At 42.6% G+C, this 16,371-nt stretch carries 14 protein-coding genes; 6 read left to right on the top strand and 8 right to left on the bottom strand.

Going from position 1 to position 16,371, the window contains the following annotated elements:
• Nucleotides 1–250 precede the first annotated feature (250 nt).
• Nucleotides 251–1,033 carry a queuosine precursor transporter gene (locus AABW11_RS18945; RefSeq protein WP_340106910.1) on the bottom strand — a complete coding sequence of 261 codons (783 nt, stop codon included), beginning with the start codon at nucleotides 1,031–1,033 and terminating at the stop codon, nucleotides 251–253.
• A gap of 59 nt (nucleotides 1,034–1,092) precedes the next feature.
• Between AABW11_RS18945 and AABW11_RS18940 the strand changes: the two genes are divergently transcribed.
• Nucleotides 1,093–1,731: a hypothetical protein gene (locus AABW11_RS18940; RefSeq protein WP_340106909.1), complete on the top strand. Its 639-nt coding sequence runs from the start codon at nucleotides 1,093–1,095 to the stop codon at nucleotides 1,729–1,731.
• Nucleotides 1,732–1,745: 14 nt separating this feature from the next.
• On the top strand, nucleotides 1,746–3,056 hold the full coding sequence (locus tag AABW11_RS18935) for an ABC1 kinase family protein (protein WP_340106908.1): 1,311 nt from the start codon (nucleotides 1,746–1,748) through the stop codon (nucleotides 3,054–3,056).
• 99 nt (nucleotides 3,057–3,155) lie between these two features.
• Here the strand turns inward: AABW11_RS18935 and AABW11_RS18930 are convergent, their stop codons facing one another.
• The gene (locus tag AABW11_RS18930) at nucleotides 3,156–3,608 is read right to left on the bottom strand and encodes a BrxA/BrxB family bacilliredoxin (RefSeq protein WP_340106907.1); all 453 of its coding nucleotides are present in this window, start codon (nucleotides 3,606–3,608) and stop codon (nucleotides 3,156–3,158) included.
• Between the two features lie 120 nt (nucleotides 3,609–3,728).
• Here AABW11_RS18930 and AABW11_RS18925 point away from each other — a divergent pair, with 120 nt between their 5' ends.
• Nucleotides 3,729–4,544, top strand: coding sequence for a hypothetical protein (locus AABW11_RS18925; protein WP_340106906.1), 816 nt, complete (start codon nucleotides 3,729–3,731; stop codon nucleotides 4,542–4,544).
• 62 nt (nucleotides 4,545–4,606) lie between these two features.
• Here the strand turns inward: AABW11_RS18925 and AABW11_RS18920 are convergent, their stop codons facing one another.
• Entirely contained in the window at nucleotides 4,607–5,218 is a 612-nt protein-coding gene (locus tag AABW11_RS18920; protein WP_340106905.1) for a superoxide dismutase, read from the bottom strand.
• A gap of 344 nt (nucleotides 5,219–5,562) precedes the next feature.
• On the opposite strand from AABW11_RS18920, the gene sthA reads away from it, so the two are divergent.
• Complete coding sequence (sthA, locus tag AABW11_RS18915) at nucleotides 5,563–7,023, top strand: Si-specific NAD(P)(+) transhydrogenase (RefSeq protein ID WP_340106904.1); 1,461 nt, start codon at nucleotides 5,563–5,565, stop codon at nucleotides 7,021–7,023.
• A gap of 54 nt (nucleotides 7,024–7,077) precedes the next feature.
• Here sthA and AABW11_RS18910 read toward each other — a convergent pair whose 3' ends face one another.
• Nucleotides 7,078–7,800, bottom strand: a complete 723-nt coding sequence (locus tag AABW11_RS18910) for a DUF429 domain-containing protein (protein WP_340106903.1) — start codon at nucleotides 7,798–7,800, stop codon at nucleotides 7,078–7,080.
• A 12-nt stretch (nucleotides 7,801–7,812) separates the two neighbouring features.
• Nucleotides 7,813–9,582 (bottom strand): aspartate--tRNA ligase, encoded by a 1,770-nt coding sequence (gene aspS / locus AABW11_RS18905; RefSeq protein WP_340106902.1) that lies wholly within the window; start codon nucleotides 9,580–9,582, stop codon nucleotides 7,813–7,815.
• 314 nt (nucleotides 9,583–9,896) lie between these two features.
• On the opposite strand from aspS, the gene AABW11_RS18900 reads away from it, so the two are divergent.
• Nucleotides 9,897–10,211: a hypothetical protein gene (locus AABW11_RS18900; protein ID WP_340106901.1), complete on the top strand. Its 315-nt coding sequence runs from the start codon at nucleotides 9,897–9,899 to the stop codon at nucleotides 10,209–10,211.
• Between the two features lie 70 nt (nucleotides 10,212–10,281).
• Nucleotides 10,282–10,929, top strand: coding sequence for a response regulator transcription factor (locus tag AABW11_RS18895; RefSeq protein ID WP_340106900.1), 648 nt, complete (start codon nucleotides 10,282–10,284; stop codon nucleotides 10,927–10,929).
• An 875-nt stretch (nucleotides 10,930–11,804) separates the two neighbouring features.
• Here AABW11_RS18895 and AABW11_RS18890 read toward each other — a convergent pair.
• The 3 genes from AABW11_RS18890 to AABW11_RS18880 all read right to left on the bottom strand — a co-directional run bounded on the left by AABW11_RS18890 (nucleotide 11,805) and on the right by AABW11_RS18880 (nucleotide 16,259).
• A complete protein-coding gene (locus AABW11_RS18890; RefSeq protein ID WP_340106899.1) occupies nucleotides 11,805–12,434 on the bottom strand; it encodes a hypothetical protein in 630 nt (209 codons plus the stop codon).
• A 79-nt stretch (nucleotides 12,435–12,513) separates the two neighbouring features.
• Complete coding sequence (locus AABW11_RS18885) at nucleotides 12,514–14,835, bottom strand: S9 family peptidase (protein ID WP_340106898.1); 2,322 nt, start codon at nucleotides 14,833–14,835, stop codon at nucleotides 12,514–12,516.
• 56 nt (nucleotides 14,836–14,891) lie between these two features.
• On the bottom strand, nucleotides 14,892–16,259 hold the full coding sequence (locus tag AABW11_RS18880) for a D-alanyl-D-alanine carboxypeptidase/D-alanyl-D-alanine-endopeptidase (RefSeq protein WP_340106897.1): 1,368 nt from the start codon (nucleotides 16,257–16,259) through the stop codon (nucleotides 14,892–14,894).
• Nucleotides 16,260–16,371: the final 112 nt, after the last annotated feature.

Raw genomic sequence — 16,371 nt, 5'->3', positions numbered from 1 at the left:
CTTTCCCGCCAACTCTACATCACTTATCGTATCGTTGACAGATTTACAATCTAAGAATAATTTCAATCAAAAGGCAATAAAGAATTAAATAAATTACTGCGCCTTTTCTTGACCTTCGTATTTTTGAAGGGCTATAAATATACGATCAAACTCCAACCAGAGTCAATCAAAAAATGAAACTTTTTTCCTTTTTCTTTGATGACTCGCCCCTCTTTTTTCCGATGGTGTTGTTTTGTATCACCTTAGCTTTTTAGCCCCTTTCATCGTCGTACAATTTAATTCCTTCGGGGTCCTCATTATAGTCTCTAAATAACCAAACTCCGGCATATAAAATTGGCGTATCAAAGAGTGCGAAGAAGAATTTGAACAGATATGAGTTCAAAATGAGTATGGTGAGAGCGCCAAGTGTTGAAATAGTTTCTCCAAGATTTCCGGTTATATATAAAATTGAGAGTATAGCCGTGCTATCTACTAGCTGGCTAACCATTGTAGATCCATTATTTCTCAGCCATAAATACTTACCCTTGGTTAATCTTTTCCAGAAATGATACAGACGCACATCAACAGATTGAGCAACCAGGTACGCAAACATGCTTGATAAAGTGTTAGCTACCATAAATTCATAGACGCCATCAAAAAGTTCAAGGCCACCACTCACTCCATATGTATTTGGAAATAGATTGGCAGCACTCATCAATCCTAACATGTACAGATTCAAAAAAAACCCAACCCAGACTACTGCCTGTGCTTTTTTACGTCCAAACAATTCAGAGATCAAATCCGTTACCAGAAACGTAAATGGGTATGCTATTAAACCTACAGGAATACTCATGACATACAAACTCCCATCTCTGACAAGGGAGGGCGTTACTTCTTTCAGCCAGGGTGGCAAATCAAAAGAAAAGAGAGTTATAAATTTTGTGGTCCCGATTGCGTTACCAAGTACTAATGATATTAAAAAAATACCCGCGAGCGTAATAAACAACAGATCCCGTTTATGGGGTGAAGGATCACCGATAGAACTTATTTTCATCCGAACCTTTTATAACCAACTTATTGTTCTGAATCAAAACTGATAGATCTTTTACAGACATGAATAAATTTACTGAAGAAAAAATTCGAATATCTAAAAGCGCTGCGCTACTCTATCTTAAAAATCGGCGATTTACGTTATCGGCTCTTGCTAAGGCCTCGGATATCGAGACTGAAAAAATCTATGATTATTTTTCGAATCGGCGCGACGTGCTCGATTTCTTTTATGAAGGCCTGATTCTCGAATATAAAGAGTCGGTCCAGAGTATTGATAAATATGCCGAGTATACTCTTTCTGAAAAACTCAGCAACCTTGCGCTTACTCTCATCGACCTGATGGACCCCTACAAGGAATTTGTTCGCGAGACCTATAAAGACAGGATTGCTTGTTCAAGCCGCACAACTCCCTTTGAGGAGCTTTTTCGCCAACAGCTGAAAGTCATCTACGAATCCGATACAAATCAGTCCAGGCTGTCTGCGGCTTTCAACCGCGGCTTTTTATATACGGCAGGTTCCTACAATTTTCATCTCCTAATACAGTTTTGGCTAAGGGATAAAAGCCCAGCCAACCAAAAAACAATGGAACTTGTTGATAAATGGACCGCATTTGTAGAGGAGCTTCACTATTCATCTATACTCGACAGAGGCTTCGACATGGCTAAGTTTATCTTCTATAATTCCCCATTTTCAAACACTTAAAAAGACACGACTACATGAGTGATTTTCCATCGTCGAAATACGACCGCGGCAAAATATTTGCTAAAACCGGTCTTAGCGTAGGTAAAAACTATGCAAAGCACTACCTGAAGAACTTGCGCGGTTCCGATGAGCAACGCAACTCAGAATTTTATAATCAGACGGCTCAGCAGATTTTTTCAGAGTTCACCAAACTTAGGGGAACCGCACTAAAAATTGCCCAATCACTGAGCATCGACCAGGGCCTTCTCCCAGATGAATTTTCTGAGGTGATGACCCAGGCTCAATATTCTGTTCCGCCAATAAACCGATCTCTTATAAGATCTATCATAAAAAGGGAACTGGGGAGTTATCCAGAGGTTCTTTTTGAGTCTTTTGATACGGAAGCCATAGCGGCCGCTTCAATTGGGCAGGTTCACACCGCAAGACTAAAAAGCGGCGAAAAAGTGGCGGTCAAAATTCAGTATCCGGGTGTTCGCGATACTATTGCGTCTGACCTGGGGCTGGCCAAGTCGCTTTTCAAACGTTTCATCAAAAATAAAGAGGACCTGAATGAGTACTTTGAAGAGATAGAATCAACACTTAGGCTTGAAACTGACTATATCCATGAAGGAGAGACGATCAACCGTTTTCATAACCGCTTTTCAACAGACCGGTTTGAAACACCACGCTGGATAAAAGAGTATTCAACGGAACGCGTGTTAACTATGAGCTTTTTGGAAGGAGAGCACCTGAGAGAATTTTTAGAGCGAGATCCTTCACAGGAAGAGAAAAATGCATTCGGCCAAAAAATATGGGATTTCTTTCACGAACAAATCCGTCAGTCTGATGAAATTCACGCTGATACGCACCCGGGCAACTTCCTGCTTACCGAAGATGGAAAACTTGGCATCATCGATTTTGGTTGCGTTAAAAATTTCCCTGATGAATTTTTCATAGACTACCTGCTCCTTCTACCGACACATCTTGAGCGGGATCTTGACAAAATTAAGACACTTTATGACCGACTGGGCGTACTGAAGGGTGACCCGGAAACCAATCAAACCGAAAAGAAATACTTCGAATTTTGCCTGAACTACGGCTTTACGTTTGCGATGCCGTACGAGAATGACACTTTCAATTTTGGCAATCCCGAATACAGGGAGATGATCAGAGGCTATACCAAGAATGCGCCCATTGGGAATGAGGCTCGAGGCAATAAGCACTTCCTATATAGCACGCGCGTGCACCTTGGTCTTTATCACTTCCTGATGAAGCTTGGAGCGACGGTTGAAACTAAGAAGTCGAGGGACATTGTTGAAGAGCGAATTGGGGAAGCGATTGTATGATTCAAACCATTTCGATTTCATCTTGTTTTATAGAAGCATCAAAAAAAGCCCGGCAAATTTAATTACCGGGCTTTAGTTTATTCAATAATTGCAAAGGGTTTATTTTTCCTCAGCTGGTTTTTCGACAAAGGCGTCGAACACCATTAGCAAATCTTCCGCTACTTCATCGCGGGTTCGGCCTTCAATTCTGTGCCGAGGTACCATTGCTTTCACTTCTCCATCAACAAAAAATGCAAATGCAGGTGACGATGGCGGATATTCGCTGAAATACTCGCGGGCCCGTTCGGTTGCTTCTTTATCCTGTCCTGCAAATACCGTTACCAGGTGGTCTGGCTTTTGCTCTGCTTTTTTCAGGGCAATATCAACTCCGGGACGGGCGTTTCCTGCTGCACATCCGCATACAGAATTGATCACCATAAGCATGGTGCCCTTGCCGTAGTCTTTCATTGCTTTATCGACATCTTCGGGGGTTTTTAATTCTTCAACACCCAGATTCGTGAGTTCCTCACGCATCCAGGATGTATCGGGTCCGACTCCAAATCCAAATTGCATAACACGTTCCTTTTAATTGATTTATTTCATTTCCATTAATATACGCATAAATTTGTACTTTATTGGATCTGCGTATTGTTCTATTGATTAATCCATTTAGCCTTTGAGACGTTCAATTCCATGATAACTCATCTACGAAATATTTCTGTACTTACACTAATCACCATTTTGCTTACCGGTTGTTCGGGCACTAAAACCATCAGTACGCCTCAAGCCGTACAACCTCCGGAAATTGATGGCAACATTTCGGACTGGGATATGCAAAAATCAATGATTGACAGATCGGATGTTGCTGATTACTATGCTACATACGATGAAGAGTTTATATACTTATATATAGATGTAAAAAGCCCCGGCCATAGTCAGGCGATGAAACAATCGGGTTTCATTATTTACATTAACAGCAGTGAAGAAAACAGGGACCAGATTGGCCTCGCGTTTCCTTCCGGTACATTTAACCTCCTTCGCGAAAACCCGGCTGAATATGAGGCGTTCACCACTGACCAGGAGTGGTTTCAGGAACCCCAAAACCGTGAGAGGCTTGAATCTCTCGAGTCACAAATTTTTGACCGGGTAATGATCGTGGAAAGAATGGGGCCTGACACCAATTACGGATTTGTTGACAAAGAGAGGCTTCAAATTGACGGTATTGAAATGTCATCAGGAGAAAATCGCCGGCTTATTTCTATTGAAATGCGGGTACCCCTGAACAGCAGTTCTATCTATAGTTTGAATGGTGATCAATTTTGGCTGGGATTTGAAATTGATCCACCCAATTTTAGAATTCAGAATAATGATAATACATCTTCTCGCCGACAGCAACAGGGTTATGGACGGGGAAGAGCGACGCAAGGCAGCAGCATGACCCGTATGAATATGCGACAGCGCATGGGCCAGTACAGGCAATGGTATCATGTTGATCTCAGCGGTGAATAAAAAAACGCCCGGACATCTCTGCCAGGGCGTTTAAATTCTATTACTTAAGCGAATATAATTCTCTACGACGTTGCGTCATCGTAAAGTTCATTCACTTTATCCCAATTTACCACATTCCAAAAAGAAGAAATATAATCGGGACGACGATTTTGGTAGTGCAGATAATAAGCGTGCTCCCACACATCAACTCCAAGAATCGGTGTTAGTCCATTCATTAGCGGACTATCCTGGTTTGGAGTAGAAAGTACTTTCAAGTCGCCAGAATTGTCAACACACAACCAACCCCAGCCTGAACCAAACTGACCGGCCGCTGTTGAGCTAAATTCTTCTTTGAACTTGTCAAAGCTTCCAAACTCACTGTCAATTTTTTCAGCGAGCTTGCCTTTTGGTGCTCCACCGCCTTCAGGGCTTAAAATTGACCAGAAAAGCTTGTGGTTCGCGTAACCACCGCCGTTGTTGATTACAGCTTGTCGAATATCTTCGGGTACTTCATTTATTTTCGAAAGAACTTCTTCAATAGGCAGATCTGCGAAATCATGACCTTCAAGAGCTGCATTTACTTTATTTGTATATCCCTGATGGTGCTTTCCATGATGTATCTCCATGGTTCTCTTATCTATGTGCGGTTCCAGTGCATCATGATCGTACGGTAGCGGAGGAAGTTTATAAGCCATGTTACTTTGGGTTATTATTTAAAAATTAAAAATGTCTAAAACATTATGAATCAATGGTTTAATATAGCCCTAGATCCAGATACAGTAAAATTGTATTTAAAGGGATTTTCGTTCCTCTGAAGTGGTTTTTTATTTCGAAAAAACAATCAATGGGTTTATACAAATAGAATCTTATTTTAGAACATTATATTAGTGGAAGGCTTTGCAAAATTAAGCTTATGATCAGGAATAGGGACTGACTCTATTCCCCAGACTTTAATAATAATCGATATACTGTATCGGTTGCAGTATGATTATATAACTAAGTTTTGCAGAGACATTTAATAATTAAAAATCATGGTATTATGAGTTTCGATTACGATGTAATCATTTTAGGTAGCGGTCCGGCTGGGTTTTCCTGTGCAATGCAGAGTTCCAAATTTGACAAACGGGTACTCATAGTTGAGGCAGATGAGGAGCATCTTGGGGGAACATGGATCAATTCTGGCACTGTTCCGAGCAAAGCGCTGAGGGAAGCGGCAAAATCAATCCAGAAATTTCATAACCAATTTGGTGATGAAAGGGGACGCAAACCTTATGAGCGCTTCAAGATGAACGACCTGCTGCAGTACAAACAAAATATACTGGAGGGCAAAAATCAAAAGGTTAAAAATGACATTATTAAAAATGAGATCGATACTGCCCGCGGGTGGGGGAAAATACTTGATGAGCACACGGTTGAAGTCACAGACCATCTGAATAATGTAAAGTCTTATTCAACTAAAAATATTCTGATTTCGACCGGAAGCAGTTTTGTTGAGCCCGAACTGTTTTCAATCAATGACTCAAATATACTTGACTACCAGTCTGTTTTAAAACTGACCCACATTCCACGTCGGCTCGTTATTGTGGGAAGTGGTATTATTAGTTACGAATTTGCTACAATTTTTTCAGCCCTTGGTACACGGGTAACCTTGCTTGCCGACACTGAAGAGATACTGCCTTTCCTGGATGACGAGATTAAACAAGAGATGCTCAGGGTTCTAAAGGAAAGCACGATTCAGCTCTATAATGATGTTCAGGTGCAGCACGTGACCCATAACAAATTACGAACATGTACCGAAGTCGGCTTCAAAACAGAAATTGAACCTGACCGGCTTCAGGTTGTCGAAACTGAGCATGTACTTTATGTTGGCAGTACAACTCCCAACACTTCAAAGATAGGTCTCGAGAATATTAATCTATCACTTACAGATAATGGCGGAATCGATGTTAATTCTCATTTCAGAACATCCGTAGACAATATTTATGCTGCCGGAGATGTCGTGGGCTTTCCCGCCCAGGCATCGGTTTCCTTTGTGCAGGGGCGCATTGCTGCAACCAGTATGTTTAACGATGAATCGACCCAGATGAGTGAATCAATTCCATTTGGCATCTACTCCATACCCGAAATTTCAGCAATTGGAATGACTGAGAAAGACGCTATCCACCAGGGAATAGACGTGACTGTGGGACGAGCGTATTACAACAATCTTACCCAGGCAGATATTAATAACGAAAGAGATGGATTGTTGAAGCTCGTTTTTAAATCAGATGACCTGAAACTGATTGGAGTTCATGTTATAGGAGAGCAAGCCGCTGATCTTGTTCATCTTGGCCAGTGTGTGATGGCCCAAAATGGTACCATCCGGTATTTTATGGAACATGTACTGAACTATCCAAGCTATACAGAAGCGTACAGAATCGCTGCTTTCAACGGGTTAAACCGAGTTTACAAAGCTGGCATTAAGTACAAAAAAATCCTTGAGCGCTCCGACCAGAATTAAATTTCGCCGTGATTTCGAACCCGGAACCCGAATTATCATCGGTGTTCCGGTTTTTTATATTGCTGTTCGTTTTATGTAGTGAATTGCCATCTTCAGCCCTTTAGAGTCAACGGGCGGATCTTCCGGCAATGTTTCAATCGGTTTATTTTCTGAGTGTTTCGCCGCAAGTGCAAGAGCCATTGCGTCGACAATATCGTCCTCAGCTACCTCATTACGGCGAAACTCTTCTTTAATATCCCTGAAAAAATCGTCAGCAATTTCTTCATGGTCAACCACAAGACCGAGCCTGTGCCGAAGTCCTTTTTTTGTTTTTTTCTTTTGGTAGATCATCCCACCATTCAGCTTCATAAACAGAAGTTCAGGATGGCTTTCAAGCACAGCCTTCCGGTACTCCTCGTTATTTTGCAGGAAAGAATCTATCGTTCGTATTTTTGGCGTGATATTCCAGGCCTGAACGGTCAGTTTCTTCTCGGTATACTCATAGCTCTCAATATTTGCCTCAACGTATGAAGGAGCATTAAGAGCCGGACGAATGGGCGGGCTGAACACGCTCGAAGCATATTCTGCACCCAGTGTTTCCCGAAGCAACCGGTCACACTCACGGGTATAGTTCTCGTCCTCAAGCCCGATAGGCATGTCGATAAATATGCGGTCATAGGTTTTAAAAGCTTCTTCGAGTTCTTCATCTGATCGCAGTACGTAGTATCCGGGATTCTCATCATCAAACGTGATCAGGATCCACCCGGCTTTACAACCGTCAATTCCGGCAGTTTTCACAATATTTTCCGTTTAGTTATTATCTCTTAGTTTAATATGAAGTTCGCGGAGTTGTTTTTCATCAACGGTATCGGGTGCCCCGTCCATCGTACTTTGCGCTCTTTGATTTTTCGGAAATGCAATGACATCCCGAAGACTTCCAGCCCCGGCCATGATCATCACAATTCGGTCTAGACCAAAAGCAATTCCTCCATGTGGAGGCGCTCCGTAAGTAAAAGCATCCAGAAGAAAACCAAATTTCTCACGAGCCTCCTCTTCTCCAATGCCCAGAACTCTGAACATCTTACTTTGTAGTTCTGAGTTATGTATTCTAATGGAGCCGCCGCCAATTTCGCTTCCATTTAATACAAGATCATACCCCCTTGCATTCGCATTTTCAGGAGATTCTTCAAGCGAATCTATATCCTCTTCTTTAGGAGATGTAAATGGATGGTGAAGTGATACATACCGTTTCTCTTCTTTATCCCACTCCACAAGCGGAAAGTCTGTAACCCAGAGAAAATTATAGGCCGCTGTATCAATTAGTTCGAGTTCCTTACCCATCATCAGGCGTAAAGTCCCCATCTGCTTAAATACGTCTGGTTCAGGCCCTGCAAGAATCAGAACAAGATCACCATCCTCAGCTTCAGATCGCTTTACCATCTCTTCAACTTTCGTGTCTGTTAAAAATTTACCGACACTACAGAAATGCTCTTCATCCGAGACCTTTATATATATAAGTCCCGCAGCTCCTGTTTCCCGTTTCACATCTTCTGTGAGCCGGTCGAGCGCTCCCCGACCAAGATCTCCTTTTCCGGGAACAGTAATGGATACAATTTGGCCGCCTTTTTTTACAGTGCTTTCAAAAATTTTAAATCCACAGTCACCAAGCAGATCAGACAGCTTTTTGATCGTCATTCCAAACCGGGTATCCGGCTTGTCTGATCCGTAGGTTTCCATTGCCTCTTTGTAGGTAATTCGGGGAAATGGCGTTTGCACTTCTACATTCATGTGCTCTTTCCAAATGACTGCCATCAACTCTTCGTGGGTACGGTAAATCTGTTCTTCGTCTACAAACGACATCTCAACATCAATCTGTGTAAACTCCGGCTGGCGATCTGCCCGAAGATCTTCATCACGGAAACATTTTACTATCTGGAAATATCGATCCATGCCCGACACCATCAGCAGCTGCTTGTAGGTTTGGGGGCTTTGAGGCAGGGCAAAAAATTTGCCGGCATTTACGCGGCTGGGCACCAGGTAGTCGCGGGCGCCTTCCGGCGTTGATTTCATCAGTACCGGTGTTTCAATTTCTGAAAAATTGTTGGAGTGATAAAACGATCGTACTGTGTGGTACAGATTTGAGCGCAGTATCAAATTCTTTTGCATCTCCTGGCGTCTCAAGTCAAGATACCGGTACTTCAGGCGAGTGTCTTCGTTTGTGGCAATTCCGTCCTTAATCTCGAAGGGTGGCGTTTGAGCTTCTGAATAAATATTTAGCTCACTTACTTCAATTTCTATGTCACCTGTTTTCATCGCCGGGTTGATGGTTTCTTCATCCCGAAGCAACACCTTTCCCTTTATTCCGATCACATATTCAGAGCGCAGATCTTCCGCTTCTTTATGCAGCTCTTTATTGGATTCATCAAACACGACCTGTGTAATTCCATACCGGTCTCGGAGGTCAATAAAAATTACGCCGCCAAGGTCTCTGCGGGATGAAACCCATCCGTTTAGTACAACCTCTTGATTAACCATTTCTTTTGTTAAGTCACCGCAAGTGTGAGTGCGAAGCCAGCTCATAAATATTTATAGTTTTCTTTATCTGTAAAAAATGTTGTCAGAACGGCTAAAATAAGTAATCTCTGAACCATTCGCCTATACGATTCTGACGAATATCAATCTTCAATTTCGTTGCTGTGCTGCACGTGCAATTTATCGTCATCTGCATTATTATCTGTTCAACCTGATCAAAGAAATAACAGGATCTTATGCTGCCACTTTTATTCTCAGTCAACTTAGTTTCAACATCTATAATGGTGGGTGTAATATGGACGATTCAAATAGTTCATTACCCTTTCTTTCACCGGGCTGATAAAAATGATTTTGGTCAGCATATGGATTTTCATCGCGGAAGAATCTCTTATATCGTAGTACCGGTAATGCTTGTTGAGCTCGTATCAGCGATTGGCCTTGTTGTATTCTACTCAGAATTTCAATACGAATTTATTGCCGGACTCATTTTTCTAATTCTTATCTGGATTTCAACGGTAGTTATTCAAGTTCCGTCTCATAGCAGGCTTGCTAATGGATATAACCAAAATGAAGCGGGCAAGCTCGTGAGACGGAACTGGATCCGAACAATTTTTTGGTCTCTCAGATTGGCAATACTCCTGTATATTCTAAGTCATTCATCATTTTCGAACCTATGATAATATAAAAGTTTGCATTTTGGTGAAATCGATTATATTTATAAAATAATAATCGATTAAGAGAATCAATATGGAATCCATCACCGTTTATATTGCAGATGTTTCCGAAATCCTCAGGAGTGGAATTAAACATCTTCTTATGCAATCTGACCGAATAGGTACTATTTTGTCTTTTCCAGATGCCAATTCACTTGTAGAGTCTTTTCAAACGTGCCCTGAAGCTGTCTGCATTATCTCTTCCAATTTGTCTGACATGAATCTCAAAGATTTGCTGAATAAGCTGAAGAAAATCAATGAGAATGTAAAAGCAGTTATCATTTCGGGAAATGCTACCATAGGAAACGTAAACCTGGCACTTAATATGGGAGCTAAAGGATATATTACACGCCAGGCCTCAGCTAAGGAATTGGAAGAAATTATATATTCAGTATGGAATGAAAAGCAGGCCTTCAGCCAGTCCGTATCAGATACAATTGTGGGATATTATGCTAACTCTCACAAGCCTGGCTCATCGCTGAAAAAACAAAAACTAACCAACAGAGAGCGTGAAATTTTAAAATACATAGTTGATGGGCTCACAAGCTCCGAAATCGCTGATAGACTCTTTATAAGCACCAGAACAGTTGAAACCCACAGGGCGAACCTTATGCAGAAACTGAATATCAAGAATACGGCTGCACTTGTTAGATATGCTCTTGAGGAAAGAGAACAATTTTAGAGTTAGAAAGCAAAATTTGCAGTGTCAGTATAAAACGAATGATTTGAAGCTATTGCCAGGTCAACTTCAGACCAATTTACTTATCAAACCTTCAACTCCTGCTTCGTCAGACATGTCTGGCAGATGAGCAGTCCGGTGGATAATGCGTCTCAAATTACTTGTCAACCTATTCCAATTTAAAAAATGGCAAAAACAGTCCAATAAATTTAAGAATCGAACTCAGGTTGTCAGGGCAGATTTACCAGAAAACGAAAAACACCGTTTTATTCAGAAAGCCTTAGTGTTGGATAGCTCCTAATGCTGCCCAAAAAACAGGCCCCACCAAAACGCTTCTAAAGAGCCACAAGATGAATAGCCTTCCTTTTTAACCAGTTTGTACGCTGTAAACAGTATTCAAATTCTGATCAAGCGCAATATACGTATATATACGTAGTTGAATTACGAACAATTACTTATTGTAATAGGTGTTTTATACAGTTAAGTTAGAATTGCAAATGGGGTAATAGCCGTCTGTAGATGATATTTAGCAGTTCTTCTTGATCGGGGAACTGCTAATTTTTTTTGTACCACCAGTACTTTGCACATCTCTCTCGCAGGTGTCTGTGATCTGCTTGCCTGATAGTCACCCAACTCAATCCTTCTTAGATTTACACATCACCACTATAGAAGCTTATTAAAATCCATTTTCTTTCATCGATTGAAGTCTTTGCAAAACCAATATGTACGAAAGACTTAATCATAAACAATGCTTAAAACCATTTAGAATATATGAGCTTCCGAATCGAAGTTCGGGATGATAGTTTATAGCAAGTTTTGAAAATTTTTCTAAATGCAGAACACTTTATAGCGCCCGGTACAAATTACTGAAATCTTTCTCAAAGTTTTAACCGGTAGCGCTCTTCGTCCCCCTCACCCAACCTGAATCCCATCTCCTGTAAATAGTCATTGTGTTTTTGACTTCCTGGAGTGGCAACAATCTCATGTATTCCTCTTTCACTGAAAAAGGACCTGTTCTCATCAAACAGGAATCTGCCTATTTTAAAATCGCGGAACTGGGGAACCACAAAATCGAGATCAACGACCAGTGTGCCTTCCTTGGTAACATTACCTACCAGCAAACCCGCTGGTATCATATCCCTCAGTACAAAAACAATCAGATCATTATCTAACCGGCTGAAGTTAAAATCCGGCTGGAATGTATCGATCTGATCCTTGTAAAAATTTAAAAATGCTTTAAGATATTCACTGCCTGAAGATACTTTCAATATCTTGAAATATTCCACGGCTGAATAAATCTGTGTTAGATAATAGATATTCACAAGCACAATAAATCCGTTCATTGCAGCCACGGGAATGGACCCTATGAGTATTCCATACAAAGAAAACGTCGCCGATCCGACCAAGTTTACTATTCGAAGCTTTATGATATTGCTCATCATCAACGATACCGCAACCAAAAGGGATGCAGCATATCCGATGAGTTCGTAGATAAGCGTAGTTTCCATATCTATCTTGTATCTTCACTCATTCGCAAAGCTTTTTGCGAATGAATCCAATTATTAAAACGCGTTTATTCTTTTTCCTCTAATGTGAAATCTCAAATTCCACCGGAGGTTTTTTATCGGCCAAATGTTTCACAAAATAATCCCACGTTCGCCGAATATTATAGGGTTCATTCGCATAGCCATGCCCCCGATTTGGAAACACAACGAGATCAAAATCTTTATTATGACGAATCAACTCATCAATAAACAGCAGTGTCATACCCGGATGTACATTCATATCCATTGAGCCATAGCTGAGCATTAGTTTTCCCTGAAGGTTTTCGGCATGAAGCTGAACGGCAGATGACGCGTAGTTGTCCGAGCCATTTTCTTCTTCAAGAAGTCCCTGGTATTTTTCGCCCCAATAGTACGTATAGTTCCTATTATCGTGATTTCCCGCGCCGGCCACCCCAACTTTAAAGAAGTCAGGATATTGTGTGAGCGCAGCGGCTGTGGCAAATCCGCCGCCTGAATGGCCGTAAATTCCGGCTTTATCAATATCAATAAATGAGTATCGCTCCGCCAGCTGCTGCATCGCGGTTATTTGATCAGGCAGCCCGTTATCGATCATGTTTCCGGCGTAGGCGGTATGAAATTCACGGGACCGAATGGGGCTGCTCCCCATGGCATCAATCGCTACAACAACAAACCCAAGTTCAGCGAGCGCCTGCGCCTGTCCTCTCCTTGAAGTTGAAAAATGGCGACTGCCTACACTTCCGCCCTGCGGACCGGGATAGATGGCGTTGATGATCGGGTATTTTTTATTTTCATCAAAATCGGATGGAAGCATCATAATGCCGTAAATATCCGTTTCACCATCACGTGCTTTAGCGCTGAACGGCACAGGTTTTCTCCAGCCGGTTGCCAGTAACTCATCTACATCGGCCTGTTCCACTGTCATCAGCTCCCTCCCATTTCCATCCCGGAGAACTGTTGTCTGAGGCGTTTCAAAATCGGAATAAGTGTCAACGACATACGACTGATTGGGACTGAGGCTTACGGTGTGATGGGCGTCTACCGGTGTGAGAAGCTCTAAGCCTGAACCATCAAACCGAACACGATACAGATATTCGTGGTATGGATTATGATCTTCCTCGATACCAACAGCCGTAAAAAGTATTGTCCTGGAAGCCTCATCCACGTGTTTGATTTCCACCACATTCCAGTCACCTTCAGTGATCCGGTTTTTCAGCATGCCGGATTGCAAATCATACAGATACAGGTGCCCCCAGTTATCGCTGCGGTTGAACCAAATAAATTCATTGCTGTTGTGCAGCACGCGCCAGTTGGGAACGCCTCTCGACACAAGGTTCGATTCAAAAAAGATATCATCCCTGTCGCTGAAAACTTCAGTTACGTCCCCGGATTCCGCATCAGCCAGGTAGAGTGTCACATCCTTGTAATCCCGGGATGTAGATACAAATGCCAGTGTTTCACCGTCTGCACTCCACTCGTTGTCTGCCCATTCACCGTTGCGAACCAGGCCACAGCAATTTGAGGCTCGCTGATGGCCCGGGGCAACATCAAGCCACACCTGCTCCTGCGTTTCTCCATCTAAAATAACCCGCTCCAGCATTGGTACAATGGTGTCGCCGGGCAGCGCGTACGGCCAGATATCCGGATCGGGGTGACCCACTTTAGTTTCCCAAAGAACCATCTTTTTCACATCACGCTCATCAAGCCGATAAGTAGAAATTTTCTTTGAATCGGGTGACCATTTCAGTATTGGTCGATCAGAGCGCGACCACCCCTGATTATTCCTTCCGTAGCTATAATGCTCGATACCATCAGATGTCAGCTGAATATCTTCACCGGTTTCAAGGTTGCGTACCCACATATTATGATCTTTTGTGTAGGTCGCCCACTGCCCATCCGGAAAATCAACCGACATTGGCACATCATATTGACCGGCTTTTTCCACAGTACAATCGTATGATTGTAAATCGCATGTCCAGCTTTCTCCCCTGAACTGAAATTGAAGATCCTCAAGTGCCGGGTTCAGCAGTATAGATCTAATCGGAAGGTCCCATGGATTAATATCCGAATCTGAAATACGGGCAATTTCTGAGGCAAGGCGCTCTTGGTTAAAAGCCGCGTTGGATGTCTGGCTTGATGCGTTCACCACGCGATATTCGGTGCCCCGGCGGGTCTCAACCCGATACCAAAACATGTTGTCACTGATCCAATTCGGCGCAACATCAGCGCGATAAATCTTGTCCGACAAATTCCAGCTGAGCATTTTTTCTGCCCGTTCGTAGTCATCTGAAGTTAGCTCGCCACTTTGTGCTGCTGCTGTTTCCAACAAAACTAAAACTACCAGTAAAATAGACCTGAGAATGGCTTTCGATACGTTCATCATCATTCATTATAACTATGATTTGAAATCTGAATGAAAGTATCAAAAAACGGGCTAATCTGTTAGTAATTTTGCCGGATGTATTGCAGCACTCTATCCATCTCATTTCGAATGACGTTGTTGCTCACCACAAAATTATTGTTGTGAAAACTGAAGGTGAGGCGCCGGCCCGAATCTGTAAACAAGTAGCCGCTAAGGCTGGTGTTGTTGCTGAGTGTTCCTGTTTTGGCATACACAAATGGCGGCTGACCTTCTGGAGCACGATAACGGCCGCTGATCGTTCCCCTGACTCCCCCTATCGGCATAAGTGCCAATGTTTCTTCATGGCCGAGCATCGTGTAAAGCTTTTCAAGAAGCACTACGGTAGACATTGGTGTGATGAGATTGTAGCGGGTCAGGCCTGATCCATCAACCCAGCGGGGACGATCAGGAAGGTCTTCCAGGTAATTTTCCTGCGCAAAATTTATGGCGCGCGTGGTGTTCATCACACCAAATTCCTGCTCTGAGATCATCAGCATCAATTGTTCTGCAATCATATTGTCACTCACCACCATCATGCGTTCGTACAATGGACGAGCCTGCGTGGCGTAATGTACATTGGAGTATTCAATCTCTTGACCGCTATAAATGCCTACATCACGCCCCAGCGTGTCCGCAAGCAGGTTTGCAATCAACCCTGTGTTGTATACGAAAGGGATATTGCGTTCCTGCCTGGCCGTATCGGATTTGGGCACATATAAAATTTGGTTATCCCTGAAATTCCGTGTTACCAGTTCAGATTGGTCACCATTCCATTCTCCTTTTTTTATGAACCGTTCAAAGTAGGCTGGTTTCACGGGCTCATCTTCATCCAGCATAATAAGTGCAACCTGCCGGGCCTGGAGGCGCATCATATTTCCGTAGATGGGAAACGGGCTTTTTTCCGGTGCGTACGACGCCGGATACCAGTTCCATGACCAGCCCGAGCCGAAATGGTCGTCATCATACCGGCTGTCGTCATAAACCAAGACTTCATCCCGGCCAGACAGAAAATCGTAGGCTCCCGTAAAATCAAAATTAGGATTCAGAAACGCGGGGTCGCCGGTGCCATGAAAGTAAAGTGTATCGTTTCGGACTTCATATTTGAGTGACGGCAGTGTATCAGGAAGTGCGTTGAGTGACGCATAAAGCGTGAGAATTTTGGTATTTGATGCCGGTGTAAAATACCGGTTTCCATCCCTGTTGTGAAGCACCGAATCGGTATCCGGGTCATACAGAACGAACCCGGTGAGGCTTTCAGAAAATACATTTGATTCGGTAAATAGCTGCTCCAGTTCAGTTTGATGACGGACATTTTCCGTTCTATCAGGTTCCGGAAGAGATGTTTTACAGGAAAAAAGGAGGGCAGATAATGCTACCAAGATTGAAAGAGCAATATATTTTCTATACATGTCAAGTTAGTTTGATTGAACACCTGAAAATCTACCACGAATCTGCAATATGCAAATGCTATTTCAAGTGTGATAGGAAATCATAAAGGGGTACTTTTTTTAATTTAGGGTT

The sequence above is a fragment of the Rhodohalobacter sp. 8-1 genome (assembly GCF_038150125.1).
In the GTDB taxonomy this organism is placed as follows: domain Bacteria; phylum Bacteroidota; class Rhodothermia; order Balneolales; family Balneolaceae; genus SW132.
This window is presented reverse-complemented; position numbering and strand designations above follow the sequence as displayed.

What these genes read in the sequence shown, in the direction of transcription:
- AABW11_RS18890 (WP_340106899.1), bottom strand. Translation starts at nt 12,434, where the DNA reads ATGGAAACTACGCTTATCTACGAACTCATCGGATATGCTGCATCCCTT.
- AABW11_RS18920 (WP_340106905.1), bottom strand. Translation starts at nt 5,218, where the DNA reads ATGGCTTATAAACTTCCTCCGCTACCGTACGATCATGATGCACTGGAA.
- AABW11_RS18935 (WP_340106908.1), top strand. Translation starts at nt 1,746, where the DNA reads ATGAGTGATTTTCCATCGTCGAAATACGACCGCGGCAAAATATTTGCT.
- AABW11_RS18880 (WP_340106897.1), bottom strand. Translation starts at nt 16,259, where the DNA reads ATGTATAGAAAATATATTGCTCTTTCAATCTTGGTAGCATTATCTGCC.
- AABW11_RS18940 (WP_340106909.1), top strand. Translation starts at nt 1,093, where the DNA reads ATGAATAAATTTACTGAAGAAAAAATTCGAATATCTAAAAGCGCTGCG.
- AABW11_RS18945 (WP_340106910.1), bottom strand. Translation starts at nt 1,033, where the DNA reads ATGAAAATAAGTTCTATCGGTGATCCTTCACCCCATAAACGGGATCTG.
- sthA (WP_340106904.1), top strand. Translation starts at nt 5,563, where the DNA reads ATGAGTTTCGATTACGATGTAATCATTTTAGGTAGCGGTCCGGCTGGG.
- AABW11_RS18925 (WP_340106906.1), top strand. Translation starts at nt 3,729, where the DNA reads ATGATAACTCATCTACGAAATATTTCTGTACTTACACTAATCACCATT.
- AABW11_RS18895 (WP_340106900.1), top strand. Translation starts at nt 10,282, where the DNA reads ATGGAATCCATCACCGTTTATATTGCAGATGTTTCCGAAATCCTCAGG.
- AABW11_RS18930 (WP_340106907.1), bottom strand. Translation starts at nt 3,608, where the DNA reads ATGCAATTTGGATTTGGAGTCGGACCCGATACATCCTGGATGCGTGAG.
- AABW11_RS18900 (WP_340106901.1), top strand. Translation starts at nt 9,897, where the DNA reads ATGGATTTTCATCGCGGAAGAATCTCTTATATCGTAGTACCGGTAATG.
- aspS (WP_340106902.1), bottom strand. Translation starts at nt 9,582, where the DNA reads ATGAGCTGGCTTCGCACTCACACTTGCGGTGACTTAACAAAAGAAATG.
- AABW11_RS18885 (WP_340106898.1), bottom strand. Translation starts at nt 14,835, where the DNA reads ATGATGATGAACGTATCGAAAGCCATTCTCAGGTCTATTTTACTGGTA.